The 19,270-nt window shown below is 72.7% G+C and carries 16 protein-coding genes; 9 read left to right on the top strand and 7 right to left on the bottom strand.

All coding sequences use genetic code 11. The features are described from left to right. Window positions 1-127 precede the first annotated feature (127 nt). Both ACN268_RS11855 and ACN268_RS11850 read right to left on the bottom strand, forming a co-directional pair. Window positions 128-310: a DUF397 domain-containing protein gene (locus ACN268_RS11855; protein WP_208569833.1), complete on the bottom strand. Its 183-nt coding sequence runs from the start codon at window positions 308-310 to the stop codon at window positions 128-130. Further along, window positions 307-1,104 carry a helix-turn-helix domain-containing protein gene (locus ACN268_RS11850; protein ID WP_421483254.1) on the bottom strand — a complete coding sequence of 266 codons (798 nt, stop codon included), beginning with the start codon at window positions 1,102-1,104 and terminating at the stop codon, window positions 307-309. Before ACN268_RS11850 ends, ACN268_RS11855 begins: the two co-directional genes overlap by 4 nt. A gap of 293 nt (window positions 1,105-1,397) precedes the next feature. On the opposite strand from ACN268_RS11850, the gene ACN268_RS11845 reads away from it, so the two are divergent. The 5 genes from ACN268_RS11845 (at window position 1,398) to ACN268_RS11825 (ending at window position 6,105) form a co-directional block, all read left to right on the top strand. Next, window positions 1,398-1,652 carry a flavin reductase gene (locus ACN268_RS11845; protein ID WP_421483253.1) on the top strand — a complete coding sequence of 85 codons (255 nt, stop codon included), beginning with the start codon at window positions 1,398-1,400 and terminating at the stop codon, window positions 1,650-1,652. 217 nt (window positions 1,653-1,869) lie between these two features. Continuing rightward, window positions 1,870-3,159, top strand: coding sequence for an ABC transporter substrate-binding protein (locus ACN268_RS11840; protein WP_421483252.1), 1,290 nt, complete (start codon window positions 1,870-1,872; stop codon window positions 3,157-3,159). After that, entirely contained in the window at window positions 3,156-4,055 is a 900-nt protein-coding gene (locus tag ACN268_RS11835) for a carbohydrate ABC transporter permease (RefSeq protein ID WP_088647563.1), read from the top strand. The genes ACN268_RS11840 and ACN268_RS11835 overlap by 4 nt, the downstream gene beginning before the upstream one ends. Window position 4,056: 1 nt before the next feature. Further along, window positions 4,057-4,890 (top strand): carbohydrate ABC transporter permease, encoded by an 834-nt coding sequence (locus ACN268_RS11830; protein ID WP_421483251.1) that lies wholly within the window; start codon window positions 4,057-4,059, stop codon window positions 4,888-4,890. 9 nt (window positions 4,891-4,899) lie between these two features. Then, on the top strand, window positions 4,900-6,105 hold the full coding sequence (locus ACN268_RS11825; RefSeq protein ID WP_421483249.1) for an ABC transporter ATP-binding protein: 1,206 nt from the start codon (window positions 4,900-4,902) through the stop codon (window positions 6,103-6,105). Between the two features lie 162 nt (window positions 6,106-6,267). Here ACN268_RS11825 and ACN268_RS11820 read toward each other — a convergent pair whose 3' ends face one another. The 3 genes from ACN268_RS11820 to ACN268_RS11810 all read right to left on the bottom strand — a co-directional run bounded on the left by ACN268_RS11820 (window position 6,268) and on the right by ACN268_RS11810 (window position 9,777). Beyond that, a complete protein-coding gene (locus ACN268_RS11820) occupies window positions 6,268-7,632 on the bottom strand; it encodes a ricin-type beta-trefoil lectin domain protein (protein WP_421483247.1) in 1,365 nt (454 codons plus the stop codon). A 263-nt stretch (window positions 7,633-7,895) separates the two neighbouring features. Further along, window positions 7,896-9,014, bottom strand: a complete 1,119-nt coding sequence (locus ACN268_RS11815; RefSeq protein WP_421483246.1) for a winged helix DNA-binding domain-containing protein — start codon at window positions 9,012-9,014, stop codon at window positions 7,896-7,898. A gap of 271 nt (window positions 9,015-9,285) precedes the next feature. Next, window positions 9,286-9,777, bottom strand: coding sequence for a GNAT family N-acetyltransferase (locus ACN268_RS11810; protein WP_421483245.1), 492 nt, complete (start codon window positions 9,775-9,777; stop codon window positions 9,286-9,288). An 86-nt stretch (window positions 9,778-9,863) separates the two neighbouring features. Between ACN268_RS11810 and wrbA the strand changes: the two genes are divergently transcribed. Beyond that, window positions 9,864-10,481: an NAD(P)H:quinone oxidoreductase gene (gene wrbA, locus ACN268_RS11805; protein WP_421483244.1), complete on the top strand. Its 618-nt coding sequence runs from the start codon at window positions 9,864-9,866 to the stop codon at window positions 10,479-10,481. A 45-nt stretch (window positions 10,482-10,526) separates the two neighbouring features. Here the strand turns inward: wrbA and ACN268_RS11800 are convergent, their stop codons facing one another. Then, the gene (locus ACN268_RS11800) at window positions 10,527-12,446 is read right to left on the bottom strand and encodes an anthranilate synthase family protein (RefSeq protein WP_421483243.1); all 1,920 of its coding nucleotides are present in this window, start codon (window positions 12,444-12,446) and stop codon (window positions 10,527-10,529) included. Window positions 12,447-12,676: 230 nt separating this feature from the next. On the opposite strand from ACN268_RS11800, the gene ACN268_RS11795 reads away from it, so the two are divergent. From ACN268_RS11795 to ACN268_RS11785, 3 genes are all read left to right on the top strand, one after another. Then, on the top strand, window positions 12,677-14,104 hold the full coding sequence (locus ACN268_RS11795) for an FGGY family carbohydrate kinase (RefSeq protein WP_421483242.1): 1,428 nt from the start codon (window positions 12,677-12,679) through the stop codon (window positions 14,102-14,104). Window positions 14,105-14,173: 69 nt separating this feature from the next. Further along, the gene (locus ACN268_RS11790) at window positions 14,174-16,753 is read left to right on the top strand and encodes a nitrate- and nitrite sensing domain-containing protein (RefSeq protein WP_421483241.1); all 2,580 of its coding nucleotides are present in this window, start codon (window positions 14,174-14,176) and stop codon (window positions 16,751-16,753) included. A gap of 5 nt (window positions 16,754-16,758) precedes the next feature. Then, window positions 16,759-17,172, top strand: a complete 414-nt coding sequence (locus tag ACN268_RS11785; RefSeq protein ID WP_204926246.1) for a roadblock/LC7 domain-containing protein — start codon at window positions 16,759-16,761, stop codon at window positions 17,170-17,172. A gap of 98 nt (window positions 17,173-17,270) precedes the next feature. Here ACN268_RS11785 and ACN268_RS11780 read toward each other — a convergent pair whose 3' ends face one another. Next, window positions 17,271-18,764, bottom strand: coding sequence for a GH1 family beta-glucosidase (locus ACN268_RS11780; protein ID WP_421483240.1), 1,494 nt, complete (start codon window positions 18,762-18,764; stop codon window positions 17,271-17,273). Between the last annotated feature and the right edge of the window lie 506 nt (window positions 18,765-19,270).

Raw genomic sequence — 19,270 nt, 5'->3', positions numbered from 1 at the left:
CGGGGTCGATGTTGCGGTGTCCGCCGGACCGGGACACCGCTGCTGCGCCCCACGTGGGTCGATCCTGCGGGGCGACCGGGACCGACCAGGCTCCCGACGGTGCGTGGAGCCCGGTCGGTCGCCCGGATCAGTGCCGCTTGGCGTAGCCGACGAACGCCGTCCAGGCCGTACGGTCGAAGTGAAGGGTGCCGCCCTCGCGGTCCTTGGTGTCGCGCACCAGCACCCGGCCGGGCAGGTTGTCGGCGACCTCGACGCACGACCCGCCGTTGCCGCCGGACCTGGTCGACTTCCGCCACTGCGGGGTCATCATGTCCATGACTTCGCCACTTCCTCGATCAGCTCGACTGACTGCCGGCGGGGGAGCGCCTCGTTCCGCACGATCTCCCACGTTCTGGCCAGCGTAGCGACATCGGTCGGCGTATCGACGATCTGCGCGGTGAGCTGGTTGTCCGCGTGGGCCACCCGCTCGCCGTCGGGCATCTCGGCGATGATGAACTGCCCGGCCAACCCCAGGTACATGCCGGCGTCCGTCGGCACGATGTGCACCTGGATGTGCTCCTCGGCGGTCAGCCGGGCCAGGTGCTCGCACTGCTCGATCATCAGCCCCGGCTGGTCGAGCACCGGCCGGCGCAGCACCGTCTCGTCGATGACGCAGATGAGCTGCGGTGGGCGTTCCCGCCGCAGGATCGCCTGCCGTTCGAGCCGGGACGCCACGATCCGGTCGACGTCCTCCGGGGCGAACCGGCCGCCGGCCAGCGTCGCGCGGGCGTACCGCTCGGTCTGCAACAGGCCCGGCACGTACGCCAGCTCGAACCAGCGCAGCGTGGTCGCCCCCCGCTCGAACTCGATCCACTCCCGCAACCAGGCGGGCTCGGCGTCGAGCCGGCCCAACCGGTCCAGCATCCGCAGGAAACGCCCGCCGGTGTCGTGGTGGCCGTCGACGGCCTTCATGAACTCCTTCGTGGGCGCCCGGCCGCCGGTCTCCACCGAGCTGACGTGCGACCCCGAGTAGCCGATGCCCTTACCGAAATCCTCCTGGCTGAGCGCGAGCGACGCCCGGAACAGGCGTAACTCCTCCAACACGTAGTCGGTGGCCGTCCCCATCACACCCCCGGTTTCCGCCCACCGTGGACCGGCGGGTCGCTCGTGGTTGCTCACCCATCCCGCTGAGCTGCGCAGATGGCGTGAGCGTGTATCGACAGTAGTGGTCCGGTCAGCAGACTGTCACCCGTGGCGGGCCCGCTGGCAGCCGGGGAGGGCGGCAGCGGGCCCTGCCCGGGGCCGCTCCCGACCCCCCCCGTGCGGGAGCGGCCCCCTCCAGTCCCATGCCGACGCGCTCGGCCCCGGGCCGCGACGGCCGGTGCCGACCGCGCCCACGATTCGAGGAGGTGGCGGTGATGGTGGTCCGACCGCCGGTCCCGCACGTCGCGATGCGCCCGCTGTGGCGGTGCCGCAACTGTGGCCGGGAGTGGCCCTGCCAACCGGCCAAGCTCGCCCTGCTCACCGAGTACCGCAGGGACCGCACCGGGCTGCTGGTCTACCTCGGCACCCTGATGCACGAGGCGACCAACCAGCTCACCCAGCTGCACCCGGGACACCCCCCGGCCCGGATGACCGAACGTTTCCTGTCCTGGGCCAGACCCCGGCGCTGAAACCGCCCGGACGGGCACGACCCGGACGCCGGTGACGCCCCCGCAGCGGGCCTGCCCCGTCCGTCCCGACTTCGGTTACCGACAGGTTTCACGACTTCGCAGGTCGGGCAGTGTAGGCCCACGGAACACCCCGGGGCGGCGCGTTTCCGCACTTCACCAGCCTGATGACGGGGCACCGGTGACCTCCCCGGTTTTCGCCGAAGAGAGGGGAGGGGCGATGACGGACCCCGGAACGGCCCGACACCGGCGTCGGCCGGCGCTCCGGGCCGGGGCGGCCGCCGCCGCGCTGGCGCTGGTCGCGCCGCTGGCCGCGTGCGGCGCCGACGACGGTGGCGGTGGTACGCCCACGATCAACCTGTACTACCCACCCGAGCAGAACCTGCAGAAGGTCGTCGACGACTGCAACACCCGCGCCGAGGGGCGCTACCGGATCGCCTACCGGGTGCTGCCCCGGCAGGCCGACGACCAGCGGGTGCAGCTCGTGCGCCGGCTGGCCGCCGAGGACACCGGGATGGACGTGCTCGGCCTCGACGTCACCTGGACCCAGGAGTTCGCCAGCGCCAAGTGGATCCGCGAGTGGACCGGCCAGGACAAGGCCGAGGTCGAACAGGGCACCCTCGCCGGCCCACTGGACACCGCCCGCTACGAGGACAAGCTCTACGGGGCGCCGAAGAACACCAACGTGCAGCTGCTCTGGTACCGCAGCGACCTGGTCCCGGAGGCCCCGAAGAGCTGGGACGACATGATCAGCGTCGCCAAGGACCTCAAGGGGCAGGGCAAGCCGTACCAGGTGCTCACCATGGGCGCGCAGTACGAGGGCCTGGTGGTGCTCTACAACACCCTGGCCGAGAGCGCCGGGGGCAAGATCCTCAGTGACGACGGCAAGAAGGCCGTGATGGACGACGGCACCGTCAAGGCCCTCGACCAGCTCCAGCGGTTCGCCACGTCGGGCGTGACGTCGCCGTCGTTCAGCAACTCCACCGAGGATCCCGTCCGGCTCGACTTCCAGTCCGGCAAGGGCGCGTTCCAGGTCAACTGGCCGTTCGTCTACCCGGCGTTGCAGGAGGCCGACCCGGAACTGGCCAAGAAGGTCACGTGGGCCCGGGTGCCAGGCATCGATGCGAACACCCCCAGCAAGGTCACCATCGGCGGGGTCAACATGGCGGTCAGCGCCTACTCCAAGCACCCGACGGAGTCCTTCGAGGCGGCCAGGTGCATCAGGGACGCCAAGAACCAGAAGTTCTCCGCGGTCAACGACGGGGTGCCCCCGACCATCGAGTCGGTCTACGACGACCCGGAGATGGACGAGGCGTACCCGATGAAGGAGACCATCCTGGAGGAGCTGAAGGAGCCGGCGGTCCGCCCGCTGACCCCCGCGTACCAGAGCATCTCCACGGTGATGTCGGCGATCCTGTCGCCGCCGTCGGCGATCCGGCCGGAGCAGACCGCCAAGGAGCTGCGCGAGGCGATCTCCGACGCGCTCCAGTCCAAGGGGGTCCTGCCGTGAGCCGGCGAGCCCCGCTGAGCGAGAACAAGAAGGCCGAACGGAAACTGGGCTGGCTGCTGTGCGCCCCGGCCGCGCTGGTCATGGTGCTGGTCACCGCGTACCCGATCATCTATTCGGTCTGGCTGTCGTTGCAGCGCTTCGACCTGCGCTTCCCCGACCAGCGCGAGTTCATCGGGCTGGAGAACTACGTCACCGTGCTCACCAACGAGTTCTGGTGGACCGCGTTCGGGGTGACCATGCTGATCACGGTGGTCACCGTCGCGGTGGAACTGGTGCTCGGCATGGGGCTGGCCCTGGTCATGCACCGCACCCTGGTCGGCCGGGGCATCGTGCGGACCGCCGCGCTCATCCCCTACGGCATCGTCACGGTCGTCGCCGCGTTCTCCTGGCGGTACGCCTGGACGCCCGGCACCGGCTACCTGGCCAACCTGTTCGACGGCAGCGCCCCGCTGACCGAGCGGGCCAGCTCGCTGGCGATCATCATGCTGGCCGAGATCTGGAAGACCACCCCGTTCATGGCCCTGCTGCTGATGGCCGGGCTGGCGCTGGTGCCCGAAGACCTGCTCAAGGCGGCCTCCACCGACGGGGCGACGGCCTGGCAGCGGTTCACCAAGGTGATGCTGCCGGTGATGAAGCCGGCCATCCTCGTCGCGCTGCTGTTCCGCACCCTGGACGCGTTCCGGGTCTTCGACAACATCTTCGTGCTCACCAACGGCGGCAACGAGACCTCGTCGGTGTCGATGCTCGCCTACAACAACCTGATCCGGGGGCTCAACCTCGGCATCGGCTCCACGATGTCCGTGCTGATCTTCATCACGGTGGCGATCATCGCGTTCGTCTTCGTGAAGCTGTTCGGCACCGCTGCCCCGGGCAGCGACGACGGGGAGAGGCGCTGACATGGCCGACACCACCACCCGGGCGAAGCTGCGCTGGGGCCTGATCGACGTCATCGTCGTCGTCTTTGCCCTGGTCCCCGTGCTCTGGATCGCCTCCCTGTCGTTCAAGACCCCGGCCACCCTCACCGACGGCAGGTTCTGGCCCCGGGAGTGGACGCTGGACAACTACAAGAGCATCTTCGACACCGACCAGTTCGTCCGCGCCCTGGTCAACTCGATCGGCATCGCCCTGATCGCCACGCTCATCGCGGTGGTCCTCGGCGCGATGGCCGCGTACGCGATCAGCCGCCTGGACTTCCCCGGCAAGCGGCTGCTGGTCGGGGTGTCCCTGCTGATCGCGATGTTCCCGCAGGTGTCGCTGGTGTCGCCGCTGTTCGAGATCGAACGGCAGCTCGGCCTCTTCGACACCTGGCCGGGGCTGATCCTGCCGTACATCACCTTCGCCCTGCCGCTGGCGATCTACACGCTGTCGGCGTTCTTCAAGCAGATCCCGTGGGACCTGGAGAAGGCGGCGAAGATGGACGGCGCGACCCAGGGGCAGGCGTTCCGCCGGGTGATCGCCCCGCTGGCCGCCCCGGGGCTGTTCACCACGGCGATCCTGGTCTTCATCTTCTGCTGGAACGACTTCCTGTTCGCCATCACGCTCACCTCCACCGAGCGGGCCCGGACGGTGCCGGTGGCGCTGTCGTTCTTCACCGGCGAGTCGCAGTTCGAGGACCCCACCGGGGCGATCTGCGCCGCCGCCGTGGTGATCACCATTCCGATCATCCTGTTCGTGCTCTTCTTCCAGCGCCGCATCGTCTCCGGTCTGACCTCCGGCGCCGTCAAGGGATAGGTGACAACAATGGCTGACATCGTGCTGGACAAGGTGAGCAAGAGCTTCCCCGACGGCACCGTCGCGGTGCAGGACGTCGACCTGGAGATCGCCGACGGCGAGTTCGTCATCCTGGTCGGCCCGTCCGGCTGCGGGAAGTCCACCACCCTCAACATGATCGCCGGGCTGGAGGACATCAGCTCCGGGGAGCTGCGCATCGGCGGGGAACGGGTCAACGACAAGGCGCCCCGCGACCGGGACATCGCGATGGTGTTCCAGTCGTACGCGCTCTACCCGAACATGACCGTCCGGGAGAACATGGCCTTCCCGCTGCGGCTGGCCAAGCTCGACAAGGAGACCATCACCGCCAAGGTCGAGGAGGCGGCGAAGGTGCTGGAGCTGACCCCGCTGCTGGACCGCAAGCCGGCCAACCTCTCCGGCGGGCAGCGGCAGCGGGTGGCGATGGGCCGGGCCATCGTGCGGCAACCCAAGGCGTTCCTGATGGACGAGCCGTTGTCCAACCTGGACGCCAAGCTCCGGGTGCAGATGCGCACGGTGGTGTCCCGGCTGCAGAAGAAGCTCGGCACCACCACCGTCTACGTGACCCACGACCAGACCGAGGCGATGACCCTCGGCGACCGCGTGGTCATCATGCGGGGTGGCGCGATCCAGCAGGTCGGCCCGCCCCAGGAGCTGTACGACCACCCCCGCAACCTGTTTGTCGCCGGGTTCATCGGCTCCCCGTCGATGAACTTCCTGCACGCCGCCGTGGAGGAGGGGAAGCTGCGGACCGCCCTGGGTGACGTGCCGATCGGCGACCGGATCCGCCGCGAGCTGGAGGGGGCCGACGCGCCCCGGGAGCTGATCCTCGGCATCCGCCCCGAGCACTTCGAGGACGCCGAGCTGATCGACGACGAGGCGCGGGCCCGGGGGATGGAGTTCACCGCCCCCGCCGAGATCGTCGAGTCGATGGGCTCCGACAAGTACGTCTACTTCACCGTCGAGGGGCAGCGGGCCAGCGCCGCCGAGCTGGAGGAGTTGGCCGCCGACGCCGGGGCCGACTTCAGCGGCGGTGGCGGCAACCTGGTGACCCGGCTGTCGGCCGAGTCGCCGGTGCAGGAGGGCGAGGACCGGCGGGTCTGGTTCAACCTGGAGAAGATCCACCTGTTCGACCCGTCGACCGGACGGAACCTGACCCTGCACGAGGGTCGGTCGGCCGGCGCGCTCGGCGACTGATCCCACCGGGTGCGCGGTCGACCGCAGCGGTGACGACCCGGTCCGGGGTCGCGCGATCCGGTCCGGGGCCGTGCGACCCGTCCGACGCGCGGTGGCGGCCAAAGGAGGCGACCGCCACCGCGCGTCGGCGTCGTGCCACGGTGGTGCGGGGGTGTCGGACCGTCAGTTACGGAGGGCCCACTGCTGGTTTCCGCCTCCGTGGCACGTCCACAGGTTGAGTTGCGTCCCGTTGGCGGTGCCGTTGCCGACGGCGTCCAGGCAGAGTCCCGACTGGGCGGAGGTGATGGTCCCGTTGCTGTTCAGGTTCCACTGCTGGTTCGCGCCACCGTTGCAGTCCCAGATCTGGACGACGGTGCCGTTGCTGGTGCCTGACCCGTTGGCGTCCAGGCACTTGTTGCCGTAGACGGTCAGGGTGCGGTTGGCGGTACGGGTCCACCGCTGGTTGCTGTTGCCGTGGCAGTCCCACAGCTGCACCCGGGCGCCGTTGCTCGTGCTGGAGTTGGCGACGTCGACGCAACGGCTCGACGGGCCGCCCGCGATCAGCACGTTCGCCTGGCCGGCCGGCGGCGTGGTCGGCGCGGTGGTCGGCGGCGTACTGGTCGGGGGCGGGCTGGTCGGCGGCGGGGTCGAACCGAACTGGGTGAAGAACCGCCACACCTCGGGCTTGACCCAGCTTCGCGCGCCGCTTTCGCAGCCGGCGCATCCGTCCACCGGACCCTGCTGGTGGCCGCCGTCGAACGGGGCCCAGACCACCGGGTAGCCGGCCCGGCACGAGTAGGTGGTGATGATGTGGGTCAGGCTGCCCCGGGCGGGCTCGGGGGCGTTCTGGGCGGCGCAACCGTTGTTCCTGAGCCACCTGTCGCGCAGTGACCGGCCGCTCTGGATGTTGTCGCTGATTCCGTGGATTCCCAGGTACGCCACGGGCTGGGTGCCGCCGCTGCAACCACTGATCTCTCCCGGGGCGGCGATGGCGGCGACCGCACGGAACACCGTCGGCCGGGAACAGGCCAACGAGTAGCTCATCGCGCCGCCGTAGCTGAACCCGACCGAGAAGCGTTGCGTCGTGTCCACGCAGAGCGCGTTCTCGATCACGCGGATCATGTCGTCGGTGAAGGTGACGTCCTCACCGTTGGCGTTGGCCCAGCCGTTGTTGATGCCCTGCGGGGCGACGAAGATCGTGCTGTTGTTCGACTGCGACAGCATGCCGTAGTAGGCCCAGGCGGCGCCGTCGGTCCCGCCCGAGGCCACGGCGCTGGCGGTGCCACCCAGCCAGTGGAAACCGAAGGCCAGCCGGTGCGGGTAGGTGTTGTCGTAGCTGTCGGGGAGCCGAAGGATGAAGCTACGGGTCTTGCCGCCGCTGGAGATGGTGTGGGTGCCGCTGTTCAGCCCCGGGGCCTTGCCGCAGCCGGCGGTGGTGGCCGCCGCGGCCGGCGGCGCGTTCGTGACGACGTATGCGCCGACGGTGGCCAGGACGAGGGCGGCCAGGATCGTGCCCAGCCAGGGGACCGGGCGTTTGCGAGGTGGCACGGGGTCGTCTCCTTACCGGAAGGCCGCCGTCCGGTTCGGGGTGTCACACCGCAGCTCATCACCTGAGCCGTCCGACCGGACGTGAAGGCGCCACCGCAGCGTCGACGTTGGCACGGGACGGGCAGTCGAGGCGGCGGTCACGCACGTCGACCGGTTCGGTGTCATCTCGATGTGCCGGACGGGACACGGAATCAATTCATATCGATGCCAGTATTGGTATGACGTACGACGTCTGTCAAGGCTCTGCCGCTCCGGAAGGCGAGCTACCAGGAGAGATGCAGCGGCAGGCCGAGGAAGCGGGCGTAACCCTCCAGCGCCGCCCCGACCCGCTGCCGGGTCGGCCCGTCCAGCGGGACCAGCGGCTGCACCGTCACGGTGACCCTGGTCCGGGCGAGGCGGCGCTTCCAGGTGCCCACCACCCGGCCGCCGCGCACCACGGTGCACTGGAAGACGCCGTTGCCGCCGGGGATCACCGCCTTCAGGTGCGCCGGCTCGACCATCAGGGCGCGGTCCTTGAAGCCGAGCAGGTACTCGTCGAAGCCGGGCAGCACGTGCACGTCATCCACCGGCAGCCGGGGTGCGTCCAGCAGCGCCGGGTCGAGGTACGACTCCACCCCGTCGACCCGGACGGCGGTCAACGCCCCGGCGTCGGTGGCGACCGCGACGGCCCGTTTCGTGTCGGCGGCGGTCAGGCCCGTCCACCCGGTGAAGTCGCGCCGGGTCGTCGGCCCGTGGCTGCGGAAGTACCGCCGGGCCAGGATGCCCAGCGCCTCGTCCCGTTCGGGCCGGTGCGGGTCGGGGACCCACTCGTCGAGCAGCGCGAAGGTCTGCTCGGTGCCCACGTGCGGGGCGATGCAGGTGACGCCCCGCTGGCTGGCATACCAGAGCAGGTGGTAGCCGCGTTGACCGGAGACGTCGACGCCGGCGGCGGCGAGGGTGTCCAGGCACTGCGCGCGGGTCAGCCGGCCGCCGCCGGCCAGCGCCGCGCCGAGCACGTCGGCGGCCCGGTCGGCCTCGGCCTCCGTCAGCCCGAGCGTGGCCCGCCGGGCCGGCGCCCCGGCCAGCGCCCGTACGCCGGTGAGGTCGAGCATCCAGCGGGCGTCGCGGCCGGGCACCAGGTGCACGGTGCCGCGCATCGGCCAGGTGCGCAGCGCCTCGCGGCGTTCCAGGGCGGCCCGCACGTCGGCCTCGGTGTGGCCGGGCAGCCGAAGCCCCAGCGACCACAGGCCGCTCGCCGCGTCCTGGGCCTGCATCGCCCCGAACCACTCCACCACCTCGGCGACCCCCGACGGGCGGCCGGCCGGATGCTCCCGCAGGGCCAGCGCGGTCATCCGCAACGTCAACGCCTCGTCGCCGGTCAGCTCCACCACGCCGGTCAGCATAGGAGCAGGTACCGACACCGGGCGGACACCCCTGACCGCGCTACGCCGGTCGTCGAACCGGCGGAGCGCGATCCCCCGTGCAGGTCCCCCCGGGTCACCGGTGGTGACCCCTACCCCCCGGCATCCGTGCCCACCAGCATCCGCCTCCCGACCCCCGTGGGAGCCTTCCCGGCTGGAACTTGCGCAAATCTTGAGCCGCCCGGATCGCCAGCCGCCCGGATCGCCCGCCGGAGCGACCGGCCGGGGCGGCGACGCCCCGCACCGCCACGGATCAGTCGAGGCGGCGGTGCATCACCAGCAGGTCGACCGGGCCGAGACCGGGGTGGCGGAAACTCTCGGGCACCCGGCCGACCACCGCGAACCCCAACGATCGCCACAGCGCCACCGCCCGGGTGTTGCTGGCGACCACCGCGTTGAACTGCATCGCCCGGTAGCCGTCCCGCCGGGCCAGCTCCAGCACGTACGCCCCGAGCGCCCGACCGACGCCGCGACCCGCCGCGGCCGGCGCGACCATGAAACTCGCGTTCGCCACGTGGTCGCCCGGACCCTCCTGGTTGGCGACCAGCTTCGCCGTCCCCAGCACCGTCGCGTCGTCGTCCACCGCGACCACGGTGCGGCCGGGCGGGGCGACCATCCAGCGTCGGCGGGCGTCGTCCTCACCCACGTCGCGCGGCCAGGTGTACGTCTCGCCGGCCGCGACGATCTCGCGCAGGAACGGCCAGATCGCCGGCCAGTCCCCGGGGGTGGCGGCACGTAGCTGCATGTCCGGATCATGCCACGGGCGGACGTTTGATCCGGCAAGCACCGGGTAGTCGCCGGAGCTGATCCGAATCGAGGAGGACACAGACGATGGACGCCCAGGTCAAGGTTGCGGTCATCTACTACAGCGCGACCGGGATCACCTACCAGATGGCGCAGGCGGCCTGCGAGGCCGCCGGCGAGGCGGGGGCCGAGGTGCGCCTGCGCAAGGTCCGGGAGTTGGCGCCCGACGAGGCGATCCGTTCCAACGCGGGCTGGCAGGCGCACCGGCTGGAGACCCAGGACGTGATGGAGGCCGAGATCGACGACCTGGCCTGGGCCGACGTGGTCATCTTCGGTTCCCCCACCCGGTACGGCATGATCGCCGCCCAGCTCAAGCAGTTCATCGACACCACCGGCCCGCTGTGGGCCAACGGCGCGCTGGCCGACAAGGTCTACAGCGGTTTCACCTCCACCGCCACCTCGCACGGCGGCCAGGAGGCGACCCTGCTGTCGCTGTTCACGGTCTTCTACCACTGGGGTGGCGTGGTGGTGACCCCCGGCTACACCGACCCGAGCCAGTTCGTCGCCGGCAACCCGTACGGCGCCTCGCACACCAGCAACAACGGCGAGGTCGCCCCGGACCACGTGGCGCTCGCGGCCACCGCGCTGACCGCCAAGCGGGCGGTCCGCATCGGCACCGCAATCAAGCGCGGCCTCACCGGCTGAGTCGCCCGGCGGGCCGGGTGGGCCGGGAGCCCACCCGGCCCTCCGCTACCCGCCCACCGGCCCGCCACCCGCCGTCAGCGCCGGTCGGGCCAACACCTGCCCCAGCAGCTCGGCCAGCACCGCCAGGCCGTCCCGGCTGAGCACCGACTCCGGGTGGAACTGCACCCCGGCGAAGGTCGCCCCGCGCAGCGCGTGCACCGACCCGTCGGCCGGGTCCCGGGCCAGCTCCACCGGCCCGTACGGCGACCCGATCCGATCGGTGTCCGCCCGCGCCGTGAACGTCGAGTAGAAACCCACCCGGCGCGGCACCCCGAACAGCGACACCTCCCGTTGCAGGCCCTGGTAGGGCGCGGCGCGGCGGTGCAGCGGCAACCCCAGCAGCCCGCTGAGCAGCTGGTGCCCCAGGCACACCGCCAGGGTGGGCGCCCCGGCGTCGAGCCGCGCGGTCAGCAGCGTGCGCAGGGCGGCCATCTTCGGGTCGTCGACCGCGCCGGGGTCGCCCGGTCCGGGGCCGACCACCACCAGGTCGTACCCGGCGTCGGAGCCGGGGGCGTGCCAGGGCCGCACGTCCACCGTCAGGCCCAGGGCACGCAGTTGGTGGGCGAGCATCCCGGTGAAGGTGTCCTCGCCGTCGACCACCAGCGCCCGCCGGCCGGCCGCCCCGGGCAGCACCGTCGTGCCGGGGGCACGCTGGTCGAGCCAGAACCGGGCCAGCGGGGTGTTGCGGGCGGCGAGCACCGCCCGTACCTCGGGATCGTCGGCCCACCGCACCGGCGGGTACGGTCCCTCGGTCGACGCCTGCGGGCCGAGCCCCAGCGCGGCGAGCACCCCGGCGGCCTTGGCGTACGTCTCGGCGACCTCACCGGCGGCGGTGGAGTGCCGCACCAGGGTCGCCCCGACGGGCACCCGCAGCCGCCCGGTGGGGGAGATCTCGGCGGTCCGGATCAGGATGGGTGCGTCCAACGTCTGTCGGCCCTCGGCGTCGCGGCCCAGCAGCGCCAGTACCCCGGAGTAGTAGCGCCGGCCGGTCCGTTCGTGCCGGGCGATCACCCGGCAGGCGTTCTGCATCGGGCTGCCGGTCACCGTGGGGGCGAACATGGTCTCCCGCAGCACCTCCCGGACGTCGCGGGTGCCCCGGCCGGCCAGCAGGTACTCGGTGTGCGCCAGGTGCGCCATCTCCTTGAGGTACGGCCCGACGACCTGCCCGCCGTGCTCGGCGACGCCGGCCATCATCTTCAGCTCCTCGTCGAGGACCATGTACAGCTCCTCGACCTCCTTCGGGTCGTGCAGGAACCGCAGCAGCGCGTCCCGCCCGGCGGCGGCCCCGGTGTGCCGGAAGGTGCCGCTGATCGGGTTCATCATGACCAGCCCGTCGTCGACGCTAACGTGCCGTTCCGGGCTCGCGCCGACCAGCGTCCGGGTGCCGGTGTGCACCAGGAACGTCCAGTACGCGCCCCGCTCGTCGCGCAGCAACCGGCCCAGCGCCGCCAGCGCGGCACCCAACGGGCTGCCCTGCACGGTGGCGTGCAGGGTGCGGTGGATGACGAAGTTCGCCCCCGCCCCCCGACCGATCTCCTCGGCCAGCACCCGGTCGACGATCCGGGCGTACTCGTCGTCGTCGACGTCGAAGGCGGCGTCGGCGCAGACCACCGGCCCGGTCGGCAGGGCGGCGAGCAGCTCGGCCAGGGGCAGCGTGGCGTGCCCGGTGACGGTCAGGTACTCCATCGGGACGCCGTCGTCCACGCAGGCGAAGCCCCGTTCGGCGATCTGCCGGTAGGGCACCAGCGCCAGCGTGCGGGGCCCCGCAGCGCCGTCGGGCAGCGGCAGGTCGGCGAGCCGGTCGGCGACGTCGACCGGGCCGGTGAACAGGTCGACGTGGTCGACGCCGTCGCGGCGCAGCAGCGCGAACGGGCCCGGATCGACGCCGTCGGCGACGGCGGCGAGCAGGTCGTAGAGGTGGGTCATCGGGTTCTCCTCCGGGTCGGGCCGCCTCGTCGTCGGGCGGCCCCGGGGTGCCGGGGGAGGACCGGCGGCCGCCTCGTGGGGCGGCCGCGTGGATAGCTACGCGCGGGGGACGGCCGCCGGGTCGGCGGGCCACCAGCAGGTCAGGTGCGCGGGCATACCGACACCCTAGGCGGTACGCCCGCGCCGGGGAAGGGCGTTCCCACCCGCGCCGCCGGGTACCGTGACCCGCGATGAACATTCTCGCTCTCGACCTGGGCACCTCCTCGGTCCGTGGCCTGGTGCTCGATGCCGACGCCGACCCGCTGCCGGGAGCGTTGGCCCGCCGCCGGGTGCACCTGACCGTGGCCGGGGACGGCACCGGCACCCTGGACCCCGCCGGCTACCTCGCCGGCCTCACCGGGTGCCTCGACGAGCTGGCCGCCGCCGGTCACCTGCGCCACGTCGGGCTGGTCGCGGTCTGCGCGCAGTGGCACTCGGTGCTGCCCCTGGACCGCTCCGGTGACCCGCTCGGCCCGGTGCTGACCTGGTTGGACACCCGGGCCGCACCGCCGTCGGGGGCGTCCGGCCCGGCCGACCCGCAGGAGTTCCACGCGCGGACCGGGGCATGGTGGCACCGCTGCTACTGGTCGGTGCGGCTGCCCTGGCTGCGGGACCGCACGGCCGGGGTGACCCGGTTCGCCGGCCTGGTCGAGTACGTCCTCGGTCGACTGCTCGACGACGCGCCCATGTCGGTGTCCATGGCCTCCGGCACCGGCCTGCTCGACCTGAGCCGGCTGGCCTGGGACGACGAGGCCGTCGCGGTGGCCGGGGTCCGGCCGGGTGAGCTGCCGGAGCTGGCCCCGATGAACTGGCAGGGCCGGCTGCGGGCCGAGCACGCCCGCCGGTGGCCGCAGCTCGCCGGGGCGCGCTGGGCCGCCCCGGTCGGCGACGGTGCCGCCTCCAACGTCGGCTCGGGCTGCGTCGACCCCCGCCGGGCGGCGGTCACGGTCGGCACCTCGGCCGCCGTACGCCTGGTCCAGCGGGTTCCGGCCGGGTCGCCGCTGCCAGCCCTGCCGGCCTCCCTGTGGCGTTACCGGGTGGACCACGAGCACGTGGTGACCGGGGCGGCCTACTCCAGCGGCGGGAACCTGTTCGCCTGGGCCGACCGGGAGCTGCGGCTGCCGCAGGGGCCCGATCTCGACGCCGCGCTGGCCCGGATCGCACCGGACGGCGTGCTGCCGGCCAATCCCCGCCTCGGCGGGGACCGGCCCCCCGGCCTGGCCCCGGCCGGTTCGGGTGAGCTGCGCGGGCTCAGCTTCTCCAGCACCGGCGTGGACATCCTCGCCGGGCTGATGACCGGGCTGTGCCGGATGGTCGCCGACGACCTCGCCGTGCTGGAGTCCGGTGTCGACGCACCAGTCGAGGTGGTGCTCGGCGGGGGAGCGGTGACCGCTTCCGCGTGGTGGCGTACGGCGTTCGCCGCCGCGCTCGCGCCGCGTCCGGTCCGGCACCGCGCCGAGCGGGAGATCGGGGCCACCGGGGCCGCGCTGGTCGCGCTGGGTCGGGTGCCCGACGCGGACCGGCTCGCCGGAACCGGCCGTACGGAGGAGGACCCCTTACCGACCTCGGCCGCCGCAGCAGGCGCCTCCGCCCTGTCGGATGCGCCGTCGAGGCGTTGACATGGGCGTCTGGCCTGGTTGGATGGACCCGGCCCCCCGTCGTGGGGACGGGGACCGAGGAGGCGAGACGTGGACGCAGGTCCCGACCCGACACCGAGCGCGGAGTCGCCGGGTCGGAACCGGTTCGACGAGCGGGTCGTGCCGCACCGGCGACGTTCGCCGTTGCGGCTGCGGGACTGGCGGATGCGCACCAAGCTCGCCACCGTCCTGGTCATCCCGTCGGTGGCGTTCCTGGTGCTGGCCGGGGTGCAGACCGCGGGGCTGGTGGGACGCACCACGGCGCTCAACGACTTCGCCCGGCAGGTCGGCATCGGGCAGCAGATCACCACGGCGGTGGACCGGCTCCAGCAGGAACGCGACCGTACCGCCGGTGAGCTGGCCGCGCTGAGACGGGCGGGCAGCGCCGCCGACCGGGACGCGGCGCTGGTCGCGCTCCGGCCGCTGCACGCCGCCACCGACACGGCCTTCGGGGCGTTGCGCGAGGCGGCCGGGCCGCTGGCCGACTCCGACGCCGCCTGGCAGGTCGCCTACGCCGAGGCGGTGGAGGCGTACGACCAGGTGGTCTACATCCGCTCGGCGGTGCCGCCGGCGGTGCTGAGCAGCGACACCATCCTGGGCAACTACCACCGGGCGGTGGAGGCGCTGCTCGGCCTGCTCGCCGAGCCGAGCCCGGGGCCGGACCGTCCGGAGTTGACCGACGCGGTGCTGCGCTACGTGCAGCTGGCCCGGGTCAAGGAGCTGTCCTCACGGATCAGGGGCCAGTTGTACGCCGCCTCCCGGGCCGGCCGGTACGGCCTGGAGGACCAGGTCAACCTCGCCGACCTGCGGGCGCAGCAGCTCGCCGCGCTGGGCGCGTTCCGGGTGGCCGCGACGACCGCCCAGATCCAGGCGTACGACCGGACCTCGCGGACGGGGGCGTTCGTGGACGCCACCCGGCTGGAGGAGAGGAGTATCAGCACCGGCGGCACGGCCCTGCCCGCGGTGCTGCCCGCCAACCAGTGGTGGACGGCCAGCGAGCAGCGGCAGGAACAGCTGCGACAGCTGGAGGGCCGGGTGCTCGACGACGCGGTGGCCCGGGCCGACGAGGTCAGCGGCGCCCAGTTGCGCACCACCCTGCTGGTGCTGGGCGGCATCGTGGTGGTGCTGGCCCTGGCGGTGCTGCTGGCCGTCCTGGTCGGCCGGTCGATCGCGAACTCGATGCAGCGGCTACGGGACCAGGCGTTGCGGATCGCCCAGGTGGAGCTGCCGCACGCCCTGAAGCGGCTGCGCACGGTCGACGGCGGGGTGCCGGCGATCGACGTGCCGCCGGCCGTGGTCCGCTCGCTGGACGAGATCGGCGAGTTGGCCGAGGCGTTCGTGGCGGTGCACCGCAGCGCGGTCAGCGTCGCGGTGGAGCAGGCGGAGACCCGCCGGACGGTCAACGCGATGTTCGTCAACCTGGCCCGGCGCAGCCAGGTGCTGGTGGAGCGGCAACTGGAGCTGCTGGACGAGCTGGAACGGGAGGAGGCCGACCCGGACCAGTTGGAGAACCTGTTCAAGCTGGACCACCTGGCCGCCCGGATGCGCCGTAACGACGAGAGCCTGCTGGTGCTCGCCGGCACCGAGTCGACCCGCCGGTGGAACCGACCGGTGCGGCTGGGTGCGGTGCTGCTCGCGGCCAGTGCCGAGATCGAGCAGTACCAGCGGGTCCGCCACGAGTCGGTGGCCGACCTGTACGTGGTGGGGCACGCCGTCGGGGAGCTGGTGCACCTGGTGGCGGAGCTGCTGGAGAACGCGACGGCCTTCTCCCGGCCGGACACCCTGGTCCGGGTGACCGCGTGGGCCGAGGGCGGCGGGGCGGTGGTGGACATCGCCGACGCCGGCCTCGGCATGAGTCCGACGGCGTTGACGCAGGCCAACGCGGTGTTGGCGGAGCCACCGGTGGCCGACGTGGCGGCGGTCGAGCGGATGGGGCACTTCGTGGTCAGCCACCTGGCCGCCCGGCACGGCGTCGGGGTGCGGCTGATCGCGCAGGGGCAGGGGCTGGTGGCCCGGTTGACCCTGCCGGCGGCCCTGCTCGCCCCGGCGCCGGAGCTGGACGGGTCACCGCCGACCGCGTCCGCCGGGTCGAGGGCGTTGGCTGCGGTCGCCCCCGTCGGCCTGCCGGCCCGCCCGGCCGGGGGGGCGCCGTCCGGTCCGGTCGGGCCACCCTCGCGTCCGGCGCAGTGGCCCGGCCCCGGCGGGGTGGCCCCGGCGGAGCTGCCGGTGGCGGGCCGTCGCCCGGTTTCGTCGCCGCCGAACCAGCTCCCGGCCCGGGTCGCGGACGTGCGGACACCGGCTCCCCCGGCCGACGGCGGCTGGTGGTCCCGGCAGGGCCCGGCCCCGTCGTCGCCGGCGACCCTGGGCGGGGGCACCCCGGCGCCACCGCTGGTCCCGGTCACCGGTGGCACCAACGACCGGGGGCTGCCGGTGCGGGTGCCGATGGCCCAGCTGACCGCGGTGACCGAGCCGGCCCGGCCGCCGTCGTCCCGGGTCCGTGAGGACCTGGACCCGGAGGCGGTGGGCGGGATGCTGTCCCGGCTCTACAGCGGCGTGCGCCGTGCCGAGGCCGAGGAGACCACCGAGTTAATCTTGCCGCCGGGTGTGCGCAGCGAAGGGGGACGACAGTGATGACACTGAGCCAGGAGGCGCGTGACCTGAACTGGTTGGTCAACGCGTTCGCCGAGCGGGTGCCCGGGGTGGCGCACGCGGTGGTGGTCTCCTCGGACGGTCTGCTGGTGGCGATCTCGGCGCAGTTGCCCCGCGACCACGCGGACAAGCTGGCCGCCGTGACGTCGGGGCTGATGAGCATCACCGCGGGCGCGGCCCAGATGTTCGACGGGGACGTGGTCAAGCAGACCGTCGTCGAGATGGGCCGGGGCTACTTCCTGGTGATGCAGATCCGGGACGGGTCGATCCTGGCCACCCTGGCCGGCGCGGACGCGGACATCGGCGTGGTGGGCTACGAGATGGCCCGGCTGGCCAAGCAGGCCGGCGAGATGCTGACCCCGGCGTTGCGCGCGGAACTCCAGCAGGCGTTGCCCCGCTGACGGGCCCAGGCCGGCTGCCCGGCCCCTGGTCGGCTGCCGGGCCGGACCGCCCCCACGCGGTCCGGCCGTGCCGGTGCTGCTCCGGTCCCTGCGCCGACCTACAGGCCGTTGTCCCGGATGACCTGGCGGTACCAGTGGGCGCTGCGCTTGAGGACACGCCGCTGGGTCGGATAGTCCACGTAGACCAGTCCCCAGCGCTGGTTGTAGCCCTCGGCCCACTCGAAGTTGTCGAGCAGCGACCAGACGTGGTAACTCTCCAGCGGCACGCCGTCGGCGATGGCCCGGTGGGCGGCGGTGAAGTGGTCACGCAGGAAGGCGATCCGGCCGGCGTCGTCGACGGTGCCGTCCGGGCCGAGCGTGTCCGGGCAGGGCAGACCGTTCTCGGTGACGGTGATCGGGACCGGCCCGTAGTCGCGGGTGACCCGGGTCAGGATGTCGTACATGCCCTGCGGGTAGATCTGCTGCCAGTCCGCCTCGCTGGTGGGCCAGCGGGTGACGGTGTTGCCGTTGCCGGTCAGGTAGAGCGGGGTGTAGTACTGCACGGCGAGCAGGTCGATGGGGCTGGCGATGGTCGCCAGGTCGCCGTCGCGGATGCCCTTGGCCATCCGGCTGTCCGGGCCGAGGTCGGCCAGCACGTCGGCCGGGTAGGCGCCGGTCAGGATGGAGTCCAGGTAGAGCCGGTTCTCGTACCCGTCGTGCAGCTTCGCGGCCGCGGCGGCGGCCGGGCTGTCGTCGGCCGGGTAGCACGGGTGCAGGTTCAGCGCCGGGCCGATCCGGGTGTCGAAGCCGGTGGCCCGCAGCGCGCGGACGGCGAGGCCGTGGGCGAGCTGGAGGTGGTGGGCGACGAGGTAGGCGGCGTCGGCGTCCTGCCGGCCGGGGGCGTGGTGGCCCCAGAGGTAGCCGTTCTGCACCACGGTCTTCGGCTCGTTGATGGTCAACCACACCGGCACCTGGTCGCCGATGCCCCGGAAGACCGCGTCGGCGTAGTCGGCGAACCGGTGGGCGGTGTCCCGGTTCTCCCAGCCGCCGTCGTCCTGCAACGCCTGCGGCAGGTCCCAGTGGAACAGGGTGACCATCGGGGCGATGCCGCGTTCGTGCAGGCCGCCGATGATCCGCTTGTAGAAGTCGAGCCCGCGCTGGTTGGGCTTGCCGGTGCCGTCGGCCTGGATCCGGGGCCAGGAGATGGAGAACCGGTAGCTGCGCAGCCCGAGGTCGCGCATCAGGTCCAGGTCGTCGGCCCAGCGGTGGTAGTGGTCGGCGGCCACGTCCCCGGTGTCGCCGTTGCGGGTGCGGCCGGGGGTGTGGCTGAAGGTGTCCCAGACCGATGCGCCCCGGCCGTCCTCCTTGGCGGCGCCCTCGATCTGGTACGCCGAGGTGGCGGCACCCCAGCCGAAGTCGTGGGGGAAACGCACCCGTTCCGCGCCGGGGTCGGCGGTCGGGTCGCCACCCTTCGGCGCGTCGCAGCCGGCGGCCAGCACGCCGGTGGCCGCGGTCAGGCCGGCGCCCGCGGCGGCGGAGAGCCCGGCGCCGGCGGTGGCGGTGGCGGAGAGCGCGGCGCGGCGCAGCAGGCGTCGCCGGGTGAGTATCGACATGGATGTTTCTCCTCAGGGTGCGGGCCACCCCGACGGCCGGGAGCGCTCCCAGCGCGGGCGTGCGACGGCCCGGCCGCCTCGGGGCGGACCGCCAGCCTAGAGGGCCGCGCGTGGGCGGCCGGGATGGGGAATGGCGAGTGTGACGGGCGCCGTCGAGGGACGGTCGGCCGATCTGTCGAGGGGCAGATAGCGATCGAGGCCGGCCGGGCGGCGCGCACGCCTGACCCGTCGGCCTCTTTTCCCGTCGAGTACGGGGGTTTAGTGTGGGGACGGGGGAGGGCAACCCCCGTCCCCACCTGTGTTGCACACACGCACGCTCGAATTGGCGTCCGGCCGTGCGTGTCGCGCGGGAGCCGGGCCACGCGAGTGGCTCTGGTTCCACCTCCCTCCGTGATGGTGGGGTGTTGGCTGGCGACGGTGTCCGGGCTGGCCCGTCGTCAGCCGTTCGGGCTGAACCCCGTGGTCGGGCGACCACGGTGGTGACCTTCACTTGTTGCATCTCCGTC

Source organism: Micromonospora sp. WMMD735, assembly GCF_049178995.1.
Classification (GTDB): Bacteria; Actinomycetota; Actinomycetes; order Mycobacteriales; family Micromonosporaceae; genus Micromonospora; species Micromonospora wenchangensis.
The sequence above is the reverse complement of the archived record's forward strand: the minus strand, read 5'-3'. Positions and strand labels throughout refer to the sequence as shown.

Coding starts and splice junctions, on each gene's coding strand:
- ACN268_RS11850 (WP_421483254.1), bottom strand. CDS start 1,104: ATGGGGACGGCCACCGACTACGTGTTGGAGGAGTTACGCCTGTTCCGG.
- ACN268_RS11810 (WP_421483245.1), bottom strand. CDS start 9,777: ATGCAGCTACGTGCCGCCACCCCCGGGGACTGGCCGGCGATCTGGCCG.
- ACN268_RS11800 (WP_421483243.1), bottom strand. CDS start 12,446: ATGACCCACCTCTACGACCTGCTCGCCGCCGTCGCCGACGGCGTCGAT.
- ACN268_RS11825 (WP_421483249.1), top strand. CDS start 4,900: ATGGCTGACATCGTGCTGGACAAGGTGAGCAAGAGCTTCCCCGACGGC.
- ACN268_RS11840 (WP_421483252.1), top strand. CDS start 1,870: ATGACGGACCCCGGAACGGCCCGACACCGGCGTCGGCCGGCGCTCCGG.
- ACN268_RS11845 (WP_421483253.1), top strand. CDS start 1,398: ATGGTGGTCCGACCGCCGGTCCCGCACGTCGCGATGCGCCCGCTGTGG.
- ACN268_RS11855 (WP_208569833.1), bottom strand. CDS start 310: ATGATGACCCCGCAGTGGCGGAAGTCGACCAGGTCCGGCGGCAACGGC.
- wrbA (WP_421483244.1), top strand. CDS start 9,864: ATGGACGCCCAGGTCAAGGTTGCGGTCATCTACTACAGCGCGACCGGG.
- ACN268_RS11795 (WP_421483242.1), top strand. CDS start 12,677: ATGAACATTCTCGCTCTCGACCTGGGCACCTCCTCGGTCCGTGGCCTG.
- ACN268_RS11815 (WP_421483246.1), bottom strand. CDS start 9,014: ATGCTGACCGGCGTGGTGGAGCTGACCGGCGACGAGGCGTTGACGTTG.
- ACN268_RS11780 (WP_421483240.1), bottom strand. CDS start 18,764: ATGTCGATACTCACCCGGCGACGCCTGCTGCGCCGCGCCGCGCTCTCC.
- ACN268_RS11830 (WP_421483251.1), top strand. CDS start 4,057: ATGGCCGACACCACCACCCGGGCGAAGCTGCGCTGGGGCCTGATCGAC.